General features: G+C 37.6%; 15 protein-coding genes. All 15 read right to left on the reverse strand.

Annotation, left to right across the window (positions count from 1 at the left end; all coding sequences use genetic code 11):
* Window positions 1-9 precede the first annotated feature (9 nt).
* Complete coding sequence (locus QZ138_RS01740) at window positions 10-4,497, reverse strand: C1 family peptidase (RefSeq protein ID WP_292885456.1); 4,488 nt, start codon at window positions 4,495-4,497, stop codon at window positions 10-12.
* Window positions 4,498-4,506: 9 nt separating this feature from the next.
* Window positions 4,507-8,697: a C1 family peptidase gene (locus QZ138_RS01745; protein WP_292885460.1), complete on the reverse strand. Its 4,191-nt coding sequence runs from the start codon at window positions 8,695-8,697 to the stop codon at window positions 4,507-4,509.
* A gap of 106 nt (window positions 8,698-8,803) precedes the next feature.
* On the reverse strand, window positions 8,804-10,123 hold the full coding sequence (locus QZ138_RS01750; protein ID WP_292885463.1) for a hypothetical protein: 1,320 nt from the start codon (window positions 10,121-10,123) through the stop codon (window positions 8,804-8,806).
* Window positions 10,124-10,443: 320 nt separating this feature from the next.
* A complete protein-coding gene (bsh, locus tag QZ138_RS01755) occupies window positions 10,444-11,415 on the reverse strand; it encodes a choloylglycine hydrolase (RefSeq protein WP_292885466.1) in 972 nt (323 codons plus the stop codon).
* A 9-nt stretch (window positions 11,416-11,424) separates the two neighbouring features.
* Complete coding sequence (locus tag QZ138_RS01760) at window positions 11,425-12,834, reverse strand: nicotinate phosphoribosyltransferase (RefSeq protein ID WP_292885469.1); 1,410 nt, start codon at window positions 12,832-12,834, stop codon at window positions 11,425-11,427.
* Between the two features lie 76 nt (window positions 12,835-12,910).
* Entirely contained in the window at window positions 12,911-13,456 is a 546-nt protein-coding gene (gene rbr / locus QZ138_RS01765) for a rubrerythrin (protein ID WP_292885472.1), read from the reverse strand.
* Window positions 13,457-13,525: 69 nt separating this feature from the next.
* Window positions 13,526-13,858: a hypothetical protein gene (locus tag QZ138_RS01770; protein WP_292885475.1), complete on the reverse strand. Its 333-nt coding sequence runs from the start codon at window positions 13,856-13,858 to the stop codon at window positions 13,526-13,528.
* A 40-nt stretch (window positions 13,859-13,898) separates the two neighbouring features.
* A complete protein-coding gene (gene rbr, locus QZ138_RS01775) occupies window positions 13,899-14,444 on the reverse strand; it encodes a rubrerythrin (RefSeq protein ID WP_342765662.1) in 546 nt (181 codons plus the stop codon).
* A gap of 124 nt (window positions 14,445-14,568) precedes the next feature.
* On the reverse strand, window positions 14,569-15,399 hold the full coding sequence (locus QZ138_RS01780) for a DUF4013 domain-containing protein (RefSeq protein ID WP_292885481.1): 831 nt from the start codon (window positions 15,397-15,399) through the stop codon (window positions 14,569-14,571).
* A gap of 135 nt (window positions 15,400-15,534) precedes the next feature.
* Window positions 15,535-16,506 carry a methenyltetrahydromethanopterin cyclohydrolase gene (gene mch / locus QZ138_RS01785; RefSeq protein WP_292885484.1) on the reverse strand — a complete coding sequence of 324 codons (972 nt, stop codon included), beginning with the start codon at window positions 16,504-16,506 and terminating at the stop codon, window positions 15,535-15,537.
* Between the two features lie 96 nt (window positions 16,507-16,602).
* Entirely contained in the window at window positions 16,603-18,411 is a 1,809-nt protein-coding gene (locus QZ138_RS01790; protein ID WP_292885486.1) for a BspA family leucine-rich repeat surface protein, read from the reverse strand.
* A 120-nt stretch (window positions 18,412-18,531) separates the two neighbouring features.
* Window positions 18,532-19,032, reverse strand: a complete 501-nt coding sequence (locus QZ138_RS01795; RefSeq protein ID WP_292885489.1) for a nitroreductase family protein — start codon at window positions 19,030-19,032, stop codon at window positions 18,532-18,534.
* On the reverse strand, window positions 19,033-20,592 hold the full coding sequence (locus QZ138_RS01800; RefSeq protein WP_292885492.1) for a ClC family H(+)/Cl(-) exchange transporter: 1,560 nt from the start codon (window positions 20,590-20,592) through the stop codon (window positions 19,033-19,035). It abuts the gene before it with no gap.
* Window positions 20,593-20,697: 105 nt separating this feature from the next.
* Entirely contained in the window at window positions 20,698-21,180 is a 483-nt protein-coding gene (locus QZ138_RS01805) for a zinc ribbon domain-containing protein (RefSeq protein WP_292603235.1), read from the reverse strand.
* A gap of 63 nt (window positions 21,181-21,243) precedes the next feature.
* The gene (locus QZ138_RS01810) at window positions 21,244-23,196 is read right to left on the reverse strand and encodes a HEAT repeat domain-containing protein (RefSeq protein WP_292885495.1); all 1,953 of its coding nucleotides are present in this window, start codon (window positions 23,194-23,196) and stop codon (window positions 21,244-21,246) included.
* Between the last annotated feature and the right edge of the window lie 92 nt (window positions 23,197-23,288).

Consider the following 23,288-nt stretch of genomic DNA (forward strand, 5'->3'; position numbering starts at 1 on the left):
AGACCAATCCTATTTTTTAATTCTAATAGTGTTTTTAACTTTCAATTTGCCATAACTAGTTAGGATGGAATATTTTCCAGCCTTATATTTTTTGGTAATCTTTAAAGTAACAATACCTTTTTTATTAGTTTTAAGTTTATAAGTTTTGCCTTTAAACTTGAATGTGACTTTTTTATTTTTAAGGATTTTTCCGTTCTTGTTTAGAAGTTTTGCAGTAAATCTGATTGTCTTTCCCTTTTTGACCTTGATGTTTTTAGTGATTAATGTTGTTTTGACTGCAATCTTATTCGATACCTTGAAGCATTTATATTCAGCATAAATCCTATAGGTTCCGGGTTTCAGATTAATCTTTAAGGATGCATAACCGTTCTTATCGGTTTTTGAGTAAAAGGTTTTTCCGGCAACGGTAAATTTGACATTGAGTCCGGCCATGAAATTGCCGTTGTCATCGCAAACCCTAACCTTATAGAGCTTGCCTGCACCGTAATACATTTTCAAATCGCCGTTTTGTGATATTCTCTTTACGACATTGATTGAGTGTGTTTTGACCTCACCGGAAACAGGATTAGTTATCCTGACCTCATAACTGCCCGGATTTAAATTGATGGTTAATGAGATTTGGCCGTTGTTGTCGCTGTAGACTTCATGCATCGCTCCGTTTAAAAGCACCTGAACCTTCCTGTTTGCAATTGCGCTGCCATTGGAGTCGAGCAAAACAGCCAAATATCTTGAATTGAATGAATAAACGTTATTGGTGAAATCTATTGTTGATTTTGACCGGATAGTGGTTGTCAGCCTGGACTTGCTGTAATCGTCATCCCCTCCGAATGATATTACTGCATAATAATCTCCGCTCATCAAAGCAAGGCGGAAAACTGCAATTCCATTATCGTCAGTTGTCTGATTGTATGTTTTTCCGTCTACAGTCAAATTGAGTATCCTGCCCGGAACCGCACCGCCAAGCATGTCCTTCAGCTCAACGACATAACCTCCATTATAATATATATGAACATCTGAAGCGTTTAATCTGGTTTTGTGAACGGTAATGTTAAACACGCCGTTAAAGTCTTTGGCCTCATAGATGTCGCTTATGAATTTTATGCTATAGTCATAGCTTCCGAAATCAAGGTCTATAATCTCGAATATGGCAAGCCCCCTTTTGGATGTGGCATTATAGTCAGTGCCGTTTACATGGAGAATGGCTTCAAATTCCTTTACTGCATCTCCAAGCTCTACACCAAAAGCCACACGGGTTTTATCGATGACAAAATTTAATGACGGAGCGACCTTGATTTTTGAAACGTTAAATGTTTCAGAGGCATTTGATGAATTGTAGAGATAGACATCATCAAAGCTTACCTTGATTGTCTTGATTCCTGTGCTTAAGAATATATGATTGATTTCCACCACACCGTCACCGGCTTCAACTGCATAGAGGTCTCCATCCATATCAAGATATACCCAGCCGCTTCTAACCGGATTGTCTTCCGAATCAAGCACAGCCACCCTGATGTTTACTGGATTGTTGGCTTCGCTTGGTGAAGTGATATTGAGTTTGATTTTTGTATCGATCCTCAACATTTCGATTGATTGAGTGACATTGCATGAGTCATAGTAAAAAGAATCCCTGTAGAATGCTGAAACATTCAATTTTAGCGGAAAGACATTGATGTTTTCAAGTTTTGCAGTGCCGTTTGATACCTTTACAACGTATTCCTCATCATCAATGATGAAAGTCACATATCCGAATCTTGCATATTCATTGTTTGAATCGCGTATGACTGCAGTGACGTTCAACGGATTGAGGAAATCATCAATTATGAGGGAAATGTTTGTTTCAACCAATGGATTGTGAAGTTCAAGGTCAACCCTTGATGAAACATATCCGACGGCATCAAATTCGGCAGACAGGCTTGCATTTACCAAATCAATGTGCTTTTTAGCTATGCCGTTTACCGATTTGACGACATATGTCTGATTTCCGACACTGAAGGTTACGTTGCCTGAGCACGGATATCCCCACTGGTTCAATACACGGGCGATTATATCTGCGCAATCGTCGGTTCTGTTTTCAATGGACAATTCCAATGTGGTGTTTATTGGATTCAAGACAGTGAATGCCTTAATGCATGCAACCTGTGAGTTGTAAGTGTGGTTTGGATATTCCCAAGTCAAATTAAAAAGATCAGTCCATGAATTGCCATCATAGCTTATGAATGAGATATTCTCACTGTAATAAATGTTGTTAAGGCTTATAATCTCTGAAATAGGAACTCCCGCATCACCCTCCACAGTAATTTTAAATATTATCTCAAAGACATCCCCTAGAGCAAGTGAAATCATCTCATCGAGATTGAATGTGTAGTATCCCGGATGTGAAAAGCCAGACTTCATTGCCCTTGAAACGTTATTTATGCTGATTGTCATATTCCAATCTGCACTTTTTTCAAAGTATGTTGAAACCGCAGCTAGATATTCATCATCCGTTGCTGTGAAGACGTTTTTATACCAAACTGTGGTGGTGTTGTTAAAAAGGTAATCGGTTTTTGCCAAATCATACTGATAGTTCTTGTCATACCTTATGGTGTCATTGAATACGAATGCGATTGCCCCTTCACCTTCTCCAAGGGCAGGGCATGACCTGTCGTAATATGAAATGTAAAAGTATCCGTCATTTCCCCAGTTTGCGCCCCAGCTGTTCTTTGCTATCCATGCACCCTTGCCCGGAGCTCCAGGAATTAAAAAATCATCGTCCCAGCCAACCAGTGAAACCGCATGATTGCCTGACAGAAATCCATTATAGTACTGGACATACTTCTTAACGGCAGAATCATAATGGGAATACATGTAAATTTTAGAAAACACAGCACCATAATCCATAATTGCCCTTTTGATTGAATCCAAATCGTCATTGGAAGTCTTATTTAAAAACAGCATGTTTTGAACATGCAGAATGCTGTCCAATACGGGTGACAATACACTCAGGTCGTTATATACGTCATCCGTTTCAAGTACAGGTCCCAGCCAGCTTGTAAGATAACCGAATGCCATATTATCATAACCGCCCCTGTTGGTGTCCATTGACCATCCGTAATAGGAATAGATGGATGCCAAATTCTTCATGTTCTCTTCAGACAAATCAAGCTCCCTGCCTGAAGCCTTCAATATGGCAGATTCAAGAGTCGCCAATGCAGCAAAAGCCCAGCAGTTGCCTCCATTCATTTGATTCCTGACCGGAGTTACATACCCTTCATCCAAGGAACTGTAATAGCTTGGAAGAGTTGAATTGGAACCGGCATGATAATACATCGAATAATTGCCGCTTGAAAATATCAGTGATATATTGTCCTGATTGAACAAATCATTATGCTCCAAAGCGGAATTGTTCAGGTATGTGATATTGTTAAATTCATATAACTCATTTACAAGAGAATAAAATGCTCCTGCAAGCAAATCGGCAGTGTTATTTACAAAAGACACATTATTGACAGAAAGCATATCCAAATTGCAGACGAATAATCCCGCCCCATTTTTGGCATGACTGCCTGATAAAAATGAATTGTTCAATGTCAGATTGCCGTAAAACTGATAAATGACTCCCCCGTCATATTTTGCGGAATTGTTGAATGCTGAAATATTTGTCAATGAAGCATTACAGCTTAAAAGAGTGAATCCTCCTCCAAAACAGCCATGGCAATTGGAAATGTTTAAATCCTCAGCGGCCAGCTCTGCGTACTTGAGATAAATTGCGCCGCCCGCATCCTTTATAGAAACATCTTCTGTGAAATTTGAACGCTTAATCACAATCCTGTTGCCGTTGAAATAATTGGATTCCCATGCAATTGCCCCTCCATAATCTGAAGCCGTGTTTTTAATGAAACTGCAATCTGATGCCTCCAGAATGCCTCCGCTCAAATAGATTGCACCTCCACATGCCGCACGGTTATTTACAAAAGAGCAATTTGTCAGATACACATTGTAAGTAGACCGTGCACAGTAAATGGCTCCGCCGCAGCTTGTGCCCTTTTGGCTGTTGGATAAGGCGGAAGAGTTGGCAAAAATGGCATTTGAGGCAATCAGGTCTCCCTGATTCAATATATTCATGTTGCAGATAGTGACATTCGCCAAAGACAAACGTGAATTGGCAACCAAAACACCGCCGCTGCCCCTGATAACGGTATCTGGCGCATCCTCACCAATGATTGAAATGTTTTTAAAGGAGCTGAATTGCAAAATGTCATAGTTTCCGTTCTTGAGATGAACAACGGAGTTGTCGGCGATTCTTCCATTGCCTATATTTTTATATGGATTATCAATTGTTCCGTTTCCCTTATCATCTAAAGCATTGGAGTCAAAATAAATGTCATCGCAAATAGGTTGAGTGTCCAGACTGGAATCCAGACTGTGCGTCTCATTATCCGCACCAAAAGCTGAAGGAATAACCAGTAAAGAAATTAAAACTATTGAAAATAATAGCAATAATTTATTCCCACGCAATTAAATCACCTATTTGACAATTTTAATAGTATTCTTGATTTTCAATTTACCATAACTGGAAGTGATGGTGTATTTTCCCTTCCTGTATTTCTTATGAATCTTCAGGGTGGCCTTGCCTTTCTTATTGGTTTTTACATGATATGTCTTGCCCTTGAATTTGAATGTGATCTTTTTATTCTTAAGGATTTTGCCGTTTTTATTTACAAGCTTTGCAGTGAACTTGATGGTCTTTCCCTTCTTGACCTTGATGTTTTTGGTTATTATAGTGGATTTGACTGTAATCCTATTTGATACCTTGAATCCCTTAAATTCTGCAGTTATTGTATATTTGGCAGGACTTAATGAAATCTTGATTGATGCATAACCGTTTGCATCGGTTGTTTTTATGTATTGCTTTTTATTTAATGTGAAAGTCACTTGGACGTTTTTGGCGACGTTTCCTTCATCGTCAAATACGCGAACAGTATAGTATTTGCCTGCACCGTAATACATTGTCAAATCCCTGTTTTCATTAATTCTTGGCAGTACCTTGATTGTTTGAACCTTAACCTCATTGCTTATAGGATTTGTGATTTTAGCCGAATAAGTGGCAGGGCTTAAAGTAATGTCGATAATTCCTGTACCATTTTCATCGGTGATTACATTATAATTCTTAGATCCTACAGTGACTAAAACTGCTGTATGATTCAACGGATTTCCATAATTGTCCAATAGGGCAAATGAATATTTGGAACCGTATGTCATTGTAGCATCATTTGACAATATTGTAGTATTTACGCAAACATTAGCTGATGCGTTTGATGAGCCATAATATCGATCCAATCCGTTATAGGTCACATAGACATTATTCATACCTAAATTCTTAAAGAAGCAATCCCATTGTGCAGTTCCGTTGCTGAGATTAACAACATGCTGTGTTCCGTCAACAGTGAAGGTGACATTGCCCACATCAATTGCGTCTCCATATTGGTCTGTAACGTTAACAGTGATGATGACAGGATTGAACTCGTTGGCAATTGTCAAGTTAATCTGTGTACCTACCAGTACCGCATTAAACTCCCTAGATGCATTTGATGAATCATAATAGTATTCAACACCATTGTAGGCAACGGAAACATTATGCAAAGCAATGGAGAATGCCCTTGTAAAGCTGACTGCCCCATCGGTCAGGTTGAGTGTGAAAATCTCGCCATCAAGATTGAATGTGACATTTCCTGCAGTTACTGCATAGCCGAACTCATCGGTGACATTTACGCTGATGGAAATAGGATTGTAAACGTCACTGACAGATATGGTAACGTTTGTCCTTAGCAAACTGACATCAAACTCCCGATAGGCGCTTGATGAATTATAATAATAGATTGGATTGAAAACTGCTGAAACATTATGTTTTCCTAATTCAAACACTTTTCTGAGTGTTGCAGTGCCATTGATGACATCTATAGTATAGGGAACGTTATCGACAGTTAATGTGACATTTCCATAATTTATAAGATAGCCATATTCATTATATACATATGCAGTGATGTTGATTGGATTGTTCTCATTGATTGCAAGGGAAATGCTGGTGTTCAACATGGAAGTGCTGAAACTGATTGAATCATTTGATGGAATGTAACCTTCATTATCAAATACCGCTGAAACTTCATACTCACTGATTTTTAAAGGCATTTTAAGTGTGGCCAAACCGTTAACAACATTAACGAAATATTTGCTGTTGTTAAAAGTGAAAGTGACGACACCTCCTGTTACCGGAAGATTGTATTGATTTAAAACATGAGCCCTTACTTCAAATACGTCAGTGACATCCACTGACAATTTGGTGGTCGTATTGATTACATCGAATACCGTAAATGCCTTAATGCATGCAACCTGTGTTGCATAGGAATGTGTTGGATATTCCCATTCAAGACCATAGAAATCAGTCCAGTTTTCACCGTCATAGCTTATGAATGAAATGTTTTCATAAAACATCTTCTTATTTATTGGAACTCCGTTGGAGATTATGCCTTCAGAAATTGGAACGCCTGCCTCCTTATCTGTAGTAATCTTGAATTCAACTTCAAAGACATCCCCAATGGCAAGTGGAATGAAGCTGCTCAACTCGATTGTTGAATAGCTAGGAGTTGCAGTTCCTGACTGGACATGCCTTAAAACATCATTTACGTATATTGACAGGTCCCATGCAGTGTTCTTTTCAAAATAGGTTGAAACTGCAGTTAACCATTCATTGTCAGTTGCTGTGAATCTGTTCTTGTACCAGACAGTGTTTGATTCGTTTAAAAAGAAGTCAGTCCTTCCGCTTACGTCATACTGGTAATTCTTATCGTATTTTATTGACTCATTGAAAAGGAAAACATATGTGGTATATGGACTGTTTAACTGTGCCAATTTGGTATCATAATATGAAACATGATAATAACCCTTATCGCCTGAGCCGGTACCCCAACTGTTTTTGATTATCCAGGCGCCGTCACCAGGAGGGGTTGTTTTGAAGTTATCTTTTGAATAGTTGTCATCCCATCCGACAATTGCAACCGCATGGTTTGCACTCTTATCTGTTCTATACCAATAAAGATTTGATCCTTTTCTGTATAAATCGGTTCCATCCGAAGACTGATACATATGAATTGATGTTGAAACGGCACCGTAGCTCATTATTGCCCTTTTGATTTCATCATTATCTGTATAATTTGTTCTAGTTAAAAACAGAATGTTTTGAACATGGAAAATACTGTTCATGACCGGAGACAATACCTCACCGATTATATAAGGGTCCTGAGTTTCATTGACCGGACCCAGCCAACTTGCAAGGTAAGCATGACCCATACGGTCATACCCTCCGGTGTTTGTTTCAATCTGACAGCCATAGCTTGAAAATTTGGCCATCAAATCCTTCATGTTCTCTTCGGACAAATCATATGTGGCTCCTGTAGCCTTCAGTATACATGACTCAAGTGAAGCCAGTGAAGAGAATGCCCAACAGTTCCCGTTTGAACCCTGATTCCTAACAGGAGTTACCATATGATAATCCCTTAAATCATAACTGGAAGGCAAATCGGAATCATAATATGAACCGGATTTTATAAGCAGGTAATTTTGAGAAGAGTTATAGTTAAGATTGATTGCTTCACATTCATAAACATCATTTTCAAGGCTAGCGGCGTTGTTGAAAAATGAATTCATTAATGACTCGTTCAAAATTGATGTGCGATTCAGATTTCTGCTGACTGCTGAGTAGACTGCACCTGCAATGCTTAAAGCAGAGTTACCTGCAAAGGTATTGTTAAACGGTATGAAATTATTCACCTCATCAATGAACAGTGCTCCACCGTCTTTTGCAGTATTGTTATAGAAAGCAGAGTTTTTAAGTGAAAAGGAACCAAAAAGCGCATATACTGCACCTCCACCATACCTTGCAGTGTTGTTTCGGGCAGTCACATTAGTCATATTAAGAGTTGAATATAGTGCAGTTATCGCTCCGCCCATTTTGGATGTGGAATTGATTATTTCCATGTTTCTGCAAACAAATTCGGCTTCACGAAGATAGATTGCTCCGCCATACCTCTCTGCATAGTTATTCATGAATAATGAGTCAACTATTTCCAGACTGCCTCCGGTAATGCTGACTGCGCCGCCTGATGTTGCACTACAATTCAAAAAGGTACAGTTTTTAAGATATACTTTTGTATTTGAAAAAGTCGCACTTATTGAACCTACTTTGGAATCTTTGAAAATGACATTTGTAGCATTAATAATTGAATTGGAACGGTCTGAAATGGACAGGCCAACCAAGGTCAAATTCTTAAGAGTGATTGAGCTATCAGCAAAAAACCCTATATGATTATTATATTTGATTACTGTGCTTTGGGGATTTTGACCTATCAGAGTTATGTTTTTGCTGCCAACCTGGGCGTTCAAAGGATATTCCCCATCCTTCAGATGAATAATGGAGTTGTCCTTAACCCTGTTTGATGTAAGGTTCCTGTAGGGATTGTCCTGAGAACCGTCACCATCATCATTTTGAGCGTTAGCATCAAAATAGTAATCTGCATTAAGGACATCATCATCCACACTAGATAATGCATCTTCATCGCTTACCGCAAAAGCGGTCTCATTATCCATAGCAAAACATGTCGGAATCACAATCAATAACAAAATCAATATTGTTGTTAATGCGATAAATTTTATATTCTTCAAACAATTTACCCCCATCGCACCAATTTGAACACAAAAAATTGGCTAAATGTATAGAATATAGTTATATCAGTTTTTTATAATATAAATAGGTATCATTTGGGGACTGTCAAAATGTTAGCTCTTGTTTTCTTTTTTCAACCCATCCATTTTTTTGAAGCATTATCTGATTAAATACGCCTTCCATTGTTCTAAACTTCTTTTTGTGTGCTCGTGGCATTGTATTGCCTATGTAGTTTTCTATTTGGTTGTTTGTATTGTCTAATTTTCCTTTATGTCTTTTTTCAAGGAAGTGTATGAATTTTTTATATTCTGGGAAAAATTTTTCATTCATATATTCTTTTAAAAGCTTTGGAAAATTAACTGATTCTCTTTTTAATAAATTTATATATTGTATTGCTTTATTGTATGTTTGTTGTTTAAATAATTGGTAAATTAAACTTAAATATTCATTTATTTCTGATTTATAATCTTCTATGAATTGTTTTGATTTTTCTTTGATTTGATTGTCAGAGAGATTTAGTTCCTTATTTTTTAAATTTCTTTCAAATTTTTTTCGCATTTTTGTTAATTCTGGACTAATTGAGTCATAAATATTTAATAATAAATGAAATGTACAATGTTGGTGAGCAAAACCTAATTCTCTCATTATTTTATCATAACTTGGTTTTAAATCTGTAACAATTGCAATGCAGTCTTTTGGTTGGATACTGTTTTTTAAAAAATTTTTAGTTGTTTTTGAATCTTCCTTTTTAGCCAATAACTCTGCTATTGGCATTCTATGGACTATATCAAACAATACATGTCGATAATGCCATTTTCTATTGATTCTAATCCATTGTACATCGTATGCAACATAACCTGAAATTTTTAATTCTTCGTTTAAATAGTAAAGTCCCTCATGAATTAATAAAGATTTTCTAATGGTTTCATAAGACATTTTAACATCATTAAAGACAGAATAAGCCCAAGTAATATTTCTTAATGAATCCCAACCTCTAGTTCTTAGTTTAACTGCTTTATTTTTCATTTTAACTGAAAAATTGCAGTAATCTTCATAAATTCCATTTAGCCTTACTTGACTGTATTTTCTGCATTTTTTACATAAATATCGTTTAACTTTAATTATAACACTTATTACATTTTCTAAAAATATTTTACGCTTATTAAATGATTTTTTAATTAAATCATTAGAGAAACAATTCTTACAATGAGGATCATGGTATTCAATAACTCCTTTTTCATTAATAAAGCAATTTTCATCGAGAATTCCATCAATATATAAAACAAATTGAACAGTATTTTCGCCAAAATGACTTTTTGATGATTTTTCATCATTTTTTCGAACAGGATCAGAATTCAAATAGTTAAATATATATTGTTTGCCATCCAAAATAAGAAATAGAAGGCATTTATTTTTGGGTTTCATATATAAATATTTGTCTTCCAACCTATATAAACTTTATTAAGGCTTAATTTTCAATCAAACAAAAGAAAAACTATGAAAAAATAAGTTTAAGAAAAAAATATTAAATTAATTAAAAATTCAAAGAATTTAAAAAGGAATAAAAAACTAAAATATCAGAAAAATGAAAGCCACTTGAAAAACAAACAACAACTACTATTTAAACATTTTTAAAGATGGACACTACTTTTTAACAAAAACAAAGAAAAATAAAAAAATTTAAGAAAATTCTGTCAAAGAGCTAACATTTTGACAGTCACATCAATTGCTAAAAAAAAGAAATTTTAATTAATGAAGTTGAATTGCTCTTCATTAATTAACATATAATTTATCAAGTCGGATGAATCAAGATTTTCACGATTCAAATCGACTGCTGTGATTTGTGAGTTATGATATGTCCTGTAATAGAGAATTGCCCTGTTGGTGTTGTAGCATGAGGTGTATATGGTATACTCATACAAATCAGGGTCATCTATGAAAGTGCAGCCGTTCTGCTGTTCAACAGAACCCAGAATATGGAAAAACTGGCCTACGCTGCTTGCCTCATCATTATCAGAATAGGAGTTTGCACGGGTAAATGCAACCTTTGCAAACCTTGAAGCAGATGACAGGTCCCCCGGAAGACCTATTGCACCCATTCCTCTTGAGTACTCCTCCAAATCAACGCCAAATGTGTTTTCAGGATTTTTGTTGGACAAACCCCTGTAGTTATTCAGGTAAAACAGCTGCTTGTCAAAGGGAGGATTGTTGGTCAAGACCCCTACAGGATTGTCATAGACCTTAAGGCCGTCTGCCAACGGTTCAACGACAATAGATTCAACCTCATCGGAAATCATCCAGTGAAGCGGAGACAGCGGAAGCTCGTCGGCAAAGTTAATGTTTACAAGATTGATCTTGTTCAGTGCCTCACGGGCTTCAGACACGCTGGAGCAGGTACCAAGCAGATATGGAATCAGTTCAAAGGGAGCTATGTTGACCATATCCTCTTCAAATTCCATGTAGACTGCATTTCCCTCAAAGTTAAGGCCTGCAATGGCCAATCCCTTTTCATTGCATGCATCATAATATAAAGGATACTCGTCAATGCCTGCAGCCATTCCAATCATGGCATAATGGGTTTTAATATCATCTATTTTTCTGAATTTAAGCTCATAGTTTCTTGGAGTAACGGTTACCCTTTCGTTATAGGATATTTCATAGTCAAAGTTACGGCCAAAATAATGATTATCAGTTATATAATTGCTTGCTGTGCACATTTTATCACCTTATAAGAAATTTGAATAGTTCAATGCCCTTTGCTTGATATCCGCAAAGGTGTCATCAATCAACAGTTCCCCATCTTTAAATACAGTCTGAAGGTAATTTTCACCTTCACTGTCAATTGAAACTGTTTTAAAAGATTTGTTCTCCTTTATCAGCTTGAATCTTCCTGTCTTTGACTTTTTACTTGAATCAAGAGGATTCTTGAATATGTCATGCCAGACACCGTCACGCAATTGGGCTGAACATTTGAATGCGTTTCTCTGGGTGTCACGGTTGACGGCAGTGTGAAGTCCTCCGCCCATACCGAATATGATGTTCTGGGCTGCCCATCCAGCGGATTTCATTGCAAAGAGGATATCACGGATTTTTTGATAGTTCAGGCCGTCACCCCATAAGAGTCCGATGTTCAAGTCAAATACCTTATAGCCCTTGTCGGTGAGATGGCTTCCAAATCCTTCTGAAAGCAGATTCAAACAGTCAATGGTTGTGGATACGGGCTCACCGCTGTCCGGCCTGAATACGATCTTGTTATCCTCACCATCCAGGAAATTCAGAATGGCCTCATTGAGTTCTGTTCCGGATTTTCCGGCTTCTTCAAGGAAGTTCCTGTAGTTGTATGAATCTATAACCATTGACAGCACTCCGTCCTTTGCATTATCAATTACATTTAGAATCTGTGAAATTTCACCATCAGGACCAAGGGAAGTCATTACGCTGTGTTCTGTTGCCTGGACGGAAAATCCGTATAGGTTGGAGTCGTTGTAATAGTTTTCAGGCATTGTCAATGCCGCAATGGTGTCTGTTCCTGAAAAGCTGAGCAGATGGGCTGAACCGGAAAGCATGGCTGATTCGGTTGAAGTTGCTCCCCTGTATCCGAAATCATGGAGCATGAAGTCAAGATTATCCTTTACAGAGCCGGTCACTTCCAGATAGAAATTGCATAGCTTTCTGACCTCTGCAGAGAGAGTTGCAACGGTTGAAGGATACCATACCTGCAAAAGCAATGGCTCCAGGTAATTAGGCAGCCAAAATGACCTGTCATCGGTATTCTCGACTGTCATCAGTGCATTTCCCACATCAACGGGAGTTCCTTCAGCGACCGCCTTTATTTCAATCGGCAAATAGCCGTCATGCTCATCCAGTATGTATTGCCAGCCATCCCTGTTGAAGATGTCAGGACCTATATGATTAGCAATCAGGTTGTCTGCTTCGTCAATCTTTTCCTGAGTGACAATACGGCCTTCAAGATATTTCTTGATGATGTACTGAAGTCCGTAAAAAATTGTTTTGTTAAACTCAGCACCTACTCTACTTTCAAGGTATGAATAAATCTTTTCAGTGCCTTTAGGATAGAAATAGTGATGAGTTACCTTATAACTGTCTGTTAAAAGACAAATGTTGTTTTCTATCATAATATCACTTTTTAATAGATATTAGATAGTTGAATAATATAAATGTTACGAAAAAAAGAAAAAAGAAAAAAAGAATCTAGATGTAACTAGTATCTTGTTTTCTGAAGTGTGCTTGTGGGTGATCACATAATGGACAAACTTCCGGAGCTTCTTTTCCATAATGGATGTATCCGCAGTTGTTACATTTCCATGCGATTTCTTCATCTTTCTTGAATACTTTGTCAGCTTTGATTTTGTCGGACAATGCGTTGTACCTTTCTTCGTGAACCTTTTCTGTTGCACCTGCTGCATCGAATAATGCTGCAATGTCGTCAAAGCCTTCTTCACGTGCAGTTTCTGCAAATTCTTTGTACATTACGGTCCATTCGTGGTTTTCGCCTGCAGCTGCATCTGCAAGGTTGGTTAAAGTGTCAGGCACTCCTCCACCATTCAATAATTTGAACCAAATTTTTGCATGTTCCTTTTCGTTGTCAGATGATTCTTGGAAAATTTCTTTAATTTCAACGTAACCATCTTTTTTAGCCTGGGATGCGTAAAATTCATATTTTACACGAGCTTGAGATTCACCAGCGAGTGCTGCTTTCAAATTTTCTTCGGTTTTAGATCCTTTTAAATCTGCCATTTTATCATCTCCTTTTGTATAATATTAATCATATGATATTTATAGTTTTAGTTACCAATCAGTTACAAATCACCATGTTAGAACATCTCTATCAATTTTAAAATCACCATATGAGATATAGCCGACATTCCTGTCGCCTTCGAAAATTTTCAGTGCCAAATCCTCTTCAACGCCTGAAATATAATCCTTCATCTCCTCATATGCATTCCATTTGATTGAATGTTTCATGAACTGGTTTGCGGGAAATTCCCATCTCAGGTTATCCCCCTGATAATACTGGATTATTCCATCGGCATACTCCTTTGCCTGCTCATCAAACAGATAATCCCCATCAACCAGACCCTTGATTGATACGTCATTATGGCGAGGGTGTCTGATTAAAAATACTACCATCTTGTTCATTAAATCACAAAATTAAAAAAAAGAAAAAAAGTTAAAGAGCTTATTTGAAGTTGGTAGCTCTTTCTTCGAAGTGTGCTTTTGGAAGTCCACATACAGGACATTTTTCAGGTGCGTTAGGTCCTGAAAATACGAATCCACAGTTTTCACATTTCCATTCGATTTCTGCTTCTTTGTTGAATACAGCATCGTTTTCAACATTAGCGAGTAAGGTTCTGTATCTTTCTTCGTGTTCTTTTTCGATTGCTCCCACTTTTTCAAATAAGAATGCAATCATTGGGAAACCTTCTTCTTTTGCGGTTTCTGCGAATTCTTTGTACATTTGGGTCCATTCTTCGTTTTCACCGTCTGCTGCTGCGTTGAGGTTTGCTATTGTGTCTGGAATTTCTTCATCGTGTAACAATTTGTACCAGATTTTAGCGTGTTCTCTTTCGTTTTTAGAGGTTTCCATGAAAATATCGTGGATTTGAACGTAACCTTCTTCTTTTGCTTTTGCAGCAAAGTATTGGTATTTAGTATGTGCTTGGGACTCACCAGCAAAAGCTGCTTGTAAGTTTGCTTCAGTTTTTGTACCTTTTAATTCAGCCATTTTATACATCTCCATTATAAATAATTGAAGTATCTATTCTATATAGAATAATATAATATATGGAAATTATCATTTAAAAGTTTATTGAAAAATTTTTAAAAAAAAAAGATAGCTTAAAAAAAATTTAAGCTATATCAGAATACAGGAGTCCGGATGCCCTTGCAGCGAAGAATGACAAGTATGGAGTTACTATAATGGACAAAATACTGAATCCTGCTATATAAGCGTTTAATCCTGATATAATGCAATTGATAACAAGAATAATTACAAATATTAGGACTGTAAGTCCAATTACCTTTCCAAAGCCTATTCTTCCAATGTCCCTGAATGCTTCGGGAATGTTGACGGCATATCCGAGGCTGTCTGTTTTTGCAAGCCTGCATTGACCCATGGTTTCAAGGAATCCGAAGATTACAAACAATATGAATGCGACAATACCGACAATGATTAATGAATTTCCGAAACTAATAATCATTGACTGTGGAACGACATCTGCAATTGTCACTGTTGCATTTGCAGGAGCGGCCATTGATGCATACATCATTCTAGTAAACATTATTGAAGCCATTCCAAATAAGTTTGTAGCCCATCCAAGGATTAAAACGACTATTGCCGGAATTATGAAATAGACAATATTTAAAACCACAAATTTAATACCTGTTACAAGGTTTTCTTTCCACATAAATTGAGGAGCACTTTCCTCATGTTCAATTCCGGACCTTATAATGCTTACAATATATCCTGTAGTTATAAAACCCAAGATTAAAGCTGCGATAAATGCAATGAGTCCAATAATGATCCAAAATGATTGAGATGCCACACCTATTGCCAAATATATAATTCCAAATGCTCCCAACAGGACAGAAACAACTGAAAGAGCAATGTATACTGCAAGTTTCACTATATCCTTTGAGGGAAATACCATGGCTTCCTTAATTATTTCCATTATTTCCATTTTTTCACCTTTAAAAATCAATCACTCAAGTGAGTCGACAAAAATAATATATTCATTACTGTATATTAAGGTTGTTAAAAAATGAAACAAATGTTAAATAAATATTGCAAAAAAAGAAAAAAATGATGAATAAAATTATTCATCTACACCGAAGGATTTTTTGAGCAATTCAGCGTTTACAAATCCTTCTTTATACATTTTACCAGTAGTTAAATCATTGATTACTACTTCTGCAGGAGCAAACATTCCCTTATCGATTTGATAGAAGTCGAATCCTGCATCTTTGAATACATCGAAGAATGGTTTACCATATCCGTCAGCAGCGGAAGATGGCAGTTGAGCAGCTACAGCAGCAATGTCATCTCCTTCTTCGGATTCAACATAGTAGTAGGTTCTTCCACCAAACAGTACTGCATCGTTGGTTTTACCCATTGCCTTCAAGCCGTCAGGGTCAACAGGTGCGATTGGTGCAATACCTGCGGCATGCTTAACTTTGGTAACATCGAATTTAATGAATTCCAACATTTTGTAAGTTCCGTTTTCAACAACTCTTCCTGCAATTTGGATGGATCCAACGAGAGAAGAAGTAGGAGCTACAAGCAAGTAAACATCTTTAACGTCAACGTCACATTCATCAGCAATGTATTGAGCGACTTCATCACCAGGCAAGACATCAGCTTCCAGGGTCAGAATAGCCAAATCTGCGCCTTTGTCATCATAGCCGATTTCTTCATAGGTTTCTGCAGGCTTTAATGAGATTGCTCTTGCAGGTCCTGAACCTAATGCAAAGAAATCACCAACAGATACTGACCAACCTGCCTTTTGAGAACCTAAGGTTGAAATTGAAGGTGAGTCGGTTTTGATTTTTACTGAAGGAAGTGCGAATTTTTCAGACAAATCTCCAGGAATAGAAATTCCAACATCTGCAAGTCCACCAAGACAAACTTTAGTATAAAGTTCTCCTGCTTTAAAGCTTCCATCGACATTTACACCACAGTCGATAACAGTAGCACCATTATCTAAAGTTGCAACAGCGATGTTTAATTCATCTGCTTTTTCAATCATCACATCTACGGTTTTTTTAGCTTCTACGTTTACACTTACCATAGTTTTAACCTCTAAATAATTTAACTTAAAACATTAAGTTATTGTGTAAAAATTTATAGTTAGTCTTATTTAAACTTGACTAAATGATTTTAACAATTATTCATTGTCAATTCTTTTATGAGATATGATTAAAAGCTTTTCATCGGATGATTCATCAATAATCCTTTGAAAGGCTGATTCAGATTGAAGTTTTGTAAAAGCGAAGAATCTTACACCCTTTGATTTTGCATTTAAAGTAATGTCAACCCATATATCCTCATTGTCAACATATTCCCCAAGATATTCGATACTATTTAAAGTATGCGGGCTTTCTTTGGCAATGTTTACAAGCATTGCCTGATTTTCGATTTTCAGGAAAGCCTTTTCACGATTATAAAAAAAGAAATTTAAATCCAAAGGATTTGAACTGTCCTTTGAAGGCAGGACATCATAGTTATGGTCATGAAGCGCAATTTCTGCCAGAACGCTTTCATCTGTAATCTTACTGAAAGCGATGCCTGAAATCTCCTTGAACTGACTCCTGTCAACAATAAATGCCAAAAGAGACTGGTTTGAAGTTGCTTGGACAATATATAATTGCTGTTCCTTGCTGAAGTCATTCAGATTGTTTGTCTTGAAAAACGATTCATCCAGATTTTCAATAACCTTCTTACGGGACTGCTTGTCAAAGCCGGAATTTTTTATAACTTCCACTTTAAACCATTCGGGATAGATTTCCAGCAGTTCACAGTCATCGAAAATATGATCCAAAGTCACATTTTCAGACAGATTCCATTGGGACAAACTTGAAACGTCAACTAAAGAATCACACTGCTTGAACATGCCTTCCATTGATCTTATATTGCTTACATCCCAATCCTTCAGGTCAGAAACATCCTCCAAATCCTCACAATGCTTAAACATGCTTTTCAGAGACATCACATTTGAAATATCCCATGATTTCAAAGCGGATATGTCAGTCAGGGAAGAGCAGTTCTTAAACAAATATTCAAAGGAAGTTACATTCGAAACATCCCATTTCTTCAAATCGGAAACACTTTTTAAGGAAACGCAACCTTCAAAAAGAGCTGAAATTCTGGTTATGTTGGACAAATCCCATTTTTTCAGAGCAGAAATGCTTTTTAGAGAATAACAATATGCAAATAATGACAAAATACTTTTATTATTGGTCATTTTACCCAAATCCCAGTTGGACAATGCAGAGATATTCTTAAGGCTTGCACAACTTCTAAAAAGTGCGGTCACATTGAATGCATTAACCAGATTCCATTTTTTCAAGGCGGAAATGTCTTCAAGAGATGTGCAAAACTCAAACAAACATGCCGCATCCCTTACATTGCTGACATCCCAATCCTTCAAGGCTGAAATGTCCTTAAGGCGAACACAGTCGGCGAACAGGTAGTGCATATCATCAACATGGCTTACATCCCAATCCTTCAAGGCTGAAACCTCTTCCAGTGAGGAACATCCCCTAAACATGCATGACATGTCGATAACGTTTGACATGTTCCAATTTTCCAATGCTGAAATGTCCTCCAGGCTGGAACATCCGTCAAACATGTTGCTGGTATCTGTTACAAGCGAAACATCCCACTTGTCTAAAGCGGCGATTTCTACCAGGGATTCGCATCCGGAAAACATTTCCTTGGTACTGGCAATATTTCCAACACCGAATGTGACGACAGCTTTTAGATTAACCAAATCCTTGTATCTGCCTTCAATGGATGTTTCACCGAACAAATCTTCACTGATGAATAAAATATCTTCACGATTTTCAACATCTTTCCAGTTGGTCAGGTTAGTGCCGTTTGTTAGGATAATCAAAACGTTAAATTCCCTTAACTCATAAATACTTTCAGTTGTTGTGTTTAGATGTTCAAAATCATATAAGTCTGTCTTAGCCATGTTAATCCTCGTTGATATTTATAACTTTGTTAAATATGGTATATAACCATATCACAAAATTTACCTACAATCAAGAATTATTTTAAAAATTAAAATTTTAAAGTTTAAATTAAAACCGGTTCAATACCTGTCAAAATGCACTTTCGATTCATCATATCGCAGTTTAACCTCTCCATTTTGGGCAGGCCAGCCTACACAGATGACGGAAAAAGGAATGCAATGGTCAGGAATTTCCAGATACTCCTTCAATTTCAATGTCCTATCTTCGATTGGATGAAAACCAAGCCAAACTGCACCCAATCCCTCATGGGTTGCCTGCAGCAGTATGTTTTCATTGCATGCCCCAAGGTCCTGCTCGATCATGCCGATTACCTTGGCCTCATTGAGATTTCCGAGAGTGACTATCAGATGTGATGCATTCTCTGCAGGCTTTGCAAACCTGTGCATTTCAGAAATTGCCTTTTTGTCTTCGGGCTTTGATACGACAATGAACTCCCAGGGCTGCGCATTGCAGGAAGAAGGTGCCTGCATACCCGCTTTGAGAAGATTCTCAATTACATCATCTGGAACTTTTTCGTTTTTATATTTGCGTACGCTTTTTCTTTCAAAAATCAAACTCATCTAATCACCGAACAACTCTTCAATCTCCTCTCTTACAAACGGATAGTCATTGGAATCCGTCAGAACCTGAATCTGGTCCGAATATTTTATTTTAAAATCCTCTGTCGGAATTATATATTTTCCGTTCCTTATTACAGATACCACAATGGCATTTTTTGGGAAAGGAATGTCCTTAATTTTGAAATTGATATAATTGCAGTCAAGAGGTACCAGATACTCCGACATCACATGCTTTGAAGGCTTTTTGACATATTCCTGATTTTTCTTCAGCAATAACCTGTCATACAATGATTCATAAATCGGTTCGTTTCCAAGAAGCGTTGGAACGACATATGCAATGAGAGAAACTATAATCATGGCCACCAGAGATTCAGTTGAGCCTGACATCTCCGCCAGAAGGACGATGCCCGTTATCGGAGACCTGACTGTGGCTGCGAAAAATCCGGCCATTGAAATTACGACAAACCTATAAATCACATCATGCTGCCAGCCGAATGCAGGAACGACTATGCTTCCAAATACCGCACCGATATATGCACCCAATACCAGTATAGGCAGGAAAATTCCTCCAGGAGATCCTGATGAGAATGAAAACATTGAAAACAGGTATTTTAAAATCAGAAGCAATACAAGAACGCCAAGTGAAGGCACAGCAATGTCCAGAATGTCCATCATGAAGTGTCCCCCATCGCTTATCTCAGGAATTAAAAGCGCCACAACACCTGACACCATGAACACCAGAACGAACTTAAGCCAGGACGGAATCCTTAAATTTGCAACAATGTCGCTGGATTTAATCATTCCGACATTATAGAGATATCCCAAAAATCCTATAACCAGTCCCAAGACAACTAAAATCCAATAGGACGGCAAAGGAATGGTTAAGACGGGAAAATTAAGGATTGTAGACTGGCCAAAAATCATTTTTGAAATGAAATCCGATACTATAGCCGATACAAGTGCAATGAAAACCAAAGTCTTGTCAAAGCCATGGTTTATCTCTTCAAAAACAAAAATCACCCCTGCCAATGGCGCATTGAATGCAGCTGTAATACCGACAGCCGAACCCACAAGAATCAGTCTCAGCTCATCGGTTTTTGATCCCTTGAATATTTTTGCAATTCCCTTTCCTGCCATACCACCGATTTGGACTGACGGACCTTCAGGACCAAGTGACAGTCCGCCAAGAGCTGTCAGAACCCCTGCAACTATCTTTGAGAAAAGCACCTTTGCCCAATTGGCTTCCATATGTCCCTTAACTTCAGCATAAACCTGAGGTATTCCGCTTCCTGCAGAGTCAACTTCCCACTTGGTCAGCCGGTCGATTAAAAGGCCCATCACTGCCAATGCAACAAAGAATAAAATAATGTACAATACATTACCATGTATTATGCCCAAATAATCTCTTAAAACGCTTTCCGAACCTGCAAGCAGGAACCTATACAAACAAACCATTATCCCTGCAAATATGCCGACCAAAACTCCCTGAATGGTCAATCTAAAGATATATCTAGGGTTTTCACTCACAGATTTTAAGGTTTTTTCAAGAGATTTCATCATTTAACCATCTGTTTAAAATCATATAAGTTATTTTCACATGTCCCCAACCGGAAAACAATTCATTAAAAAAAAATGAATGCAGATGAAAAAACATCCACAATGCCTTTAAAACAGGTTATTGAAATCAAGGGTATCTTCAACTTCAATACCTTTTTTCATTTTCTCACAGGAGTTGTACGCGTCATAAATTGCATAGCCCCATACAAGCAGCCATGTAATCCATCCGATTAGAACCATCATCAGAACTCCTGAAATGATGGCAAGAAGAAACAATATGATTCCCTTTTTGGTCAAACCCAAATAGACCTGACCCAATCCTATTATCAGAAATGACAATAGCGCCGCCAAACCGGAACTCTTATTTGAGGGAACCACGATAGTGGTAGTGTTCATCACCGGCGGCACCCTTTCAGCAGTGGTTCCGCACTCAGGACAAAATTTGGATGCCTTCGGCATTTCAAATCCACAGTTGGAACAGAATTTGGTATCTTTTTCATTGGCTTGTTCCACAACTATTTCAGAGCCGCAGTTTTTGCAAAACTTTGCTCCTTCAACAACTTCCTCTCCGCAATTTTGACAATTGACCATATTTCTTCACCTCAAAAAATCGAAAGCATATAATTCTATATTGCTAATGATATTTAATTATGCTCAAAAATCATCACCCAACAATGTGAAAGCCTGCTTGGAAATACTGATATCGGCATCATTATTGTATACGAACCTTAAAAATTCCTTATCAGTTATATTATTTACGATTGCTCTTCTTACATGACTTTCAGGCGTATTATAGTAGAGATCCTTTAGAAATTCCTGATTGGTTATCTTTTCAATGGCCTTTACCCTCAAATCATATAATGACCTGTCCTTCGCAAGCATCCTCAATATCTTTTCATCCCTTATCTCATCAAGATATTCTTCACGCTCAAATTCGCTTAGATTGTAATCTGTGACTTTTGTGTAATATTCGTTTTTGCTGGCTTCCTCAATATCCCTTGTGTCCAGTTCCAATTCTATCCTTTCACGGACACCAGCATCTTCAATTTTTTTGGAAGCTTCACGGCGAACCCAAGGATGGGAATCGTTTTCGGCAATGTCAACCAGCAATTCCTGATTATCCACCCGCTTTATGGCCTCAAGACGCACATAATAGTTCCTGTCGTTTTTGGAAACATACTCTATGATTTCCTCATCATCAACCTTTTTGATGGCATCAAGGCGAACCCATGCATCCTTATCATTTTTTGCAATGTCAATGAGAATATTTTCATCATGAACTCCATCAACGGCATCTTGACGTATCCATGAATCATCAGCATCGGTTGCCAAATCGGTCAAGAGATCCTCATCAGAAATCTTTTTCTCGGCTTCAAGGCGCACATTGAAATTGTCGTCATTTTTTGCAATATCCTCAAGGATGATTTCATCATCAATCTTTTTGACTGCTTCAAGGCGGACAAAATAACTTTTGTCATTTTTTGCAATGTCTTCAAGAATCACTTCATCGGTTATGCCCTTAACAGCTTCACAGCGAACCCAAATGTCCTTATCGGTTTTTACAGCATCAATCAAAACGCTTTCATCATCCAGCTTCTTAATGGCTTCAAGGCGAACCCATGAATCAAGTGCATACAATGCGACATCCTCAAGCAGCTCTTCGCTTAAAACACCCTTAACTGCTTCAAGGCGAACCCAAGAATCTTCGGCATCCTTTGCAATGTCCGCCAACAGCTCCTCATCACTAACGCCATTCAGTGCCTGTTCGCGAACCAATGTGTCATCATCATGCTTTGCCACATCAGCCAGAAAGTCTTCACGAGAAACCTTTTTTATGGCTTCCAGACGAACCCATGAATCCTCATCGTTTTTAACAATGTCAATCAGTATTTTCTCATCGCCAATGCATTCAACTGCATTCACTCGAATAAGATAATCCTCGGCATTTCTTGCAATGTCTTCCATCAAGTCATTTTCACTTACTTTTTTGAACGCCTTCAGACGGACTGTTTCATTATTATCGGTTTTTGAAATTTCCGAAAGGACGGCCTCATTTCTTATGGCAGAGATTGCCTCCAGACGGACACTGGCACTCTTATCATTTAAGGCGATTTCCTCAAGCAGATTTTCATCATTTATTCCCTTTACAGCCTCCAGACGCACAGATGCATTTTCATCACTTTTTACAATGTCTGCCAGCAGGTTTTCATCGGTCATTCTCTCCACTGATTTGACACGGTTACGGGAAGACTCATCACTTACAGCAATTTCAGCAAGAACCTGTCCATCCGTAATGCTGTCCAGTGCCCTGTTGGAAATGTCGTCATCAGAATCATTTATGGCGATTTCCTTTAATATGGAATCATCGCTGATGCGGTCAACAGCGACCCGGCGAACATCAACATCATCGCTATTGCTGACAATGTCCTTTAAAATAGAATCATTCCTAATGCGTTCAACAGCAGCGAGGCGAATTGTTTCATCAGAGTCATTTATAGCGACTTCACCTAATTTTTCCTGATCGTCAAGCTTTTTTATCGCTTCAAGTCTTACTTTCGGGTCATCATGCTGCCATTTTGGTTTAAAAATTCTATCAAGTAATCCCATAAAATCACGCCTAGACATATTACATTATTAACTATATTGAAACTATAAAAAATATGTTTTCATCTAAGTTGCCAGAACTCATCAGCCCTGAA

Source organism: Methanobrevibacter sp. UBA212 (genome assembly GCF_905233225.1).
Classification (GTDB): Archaea; Methanobacteriota; Methanobacteria; order Methanobacteriales; family Methanobacteriaceae; genus Methanocatella.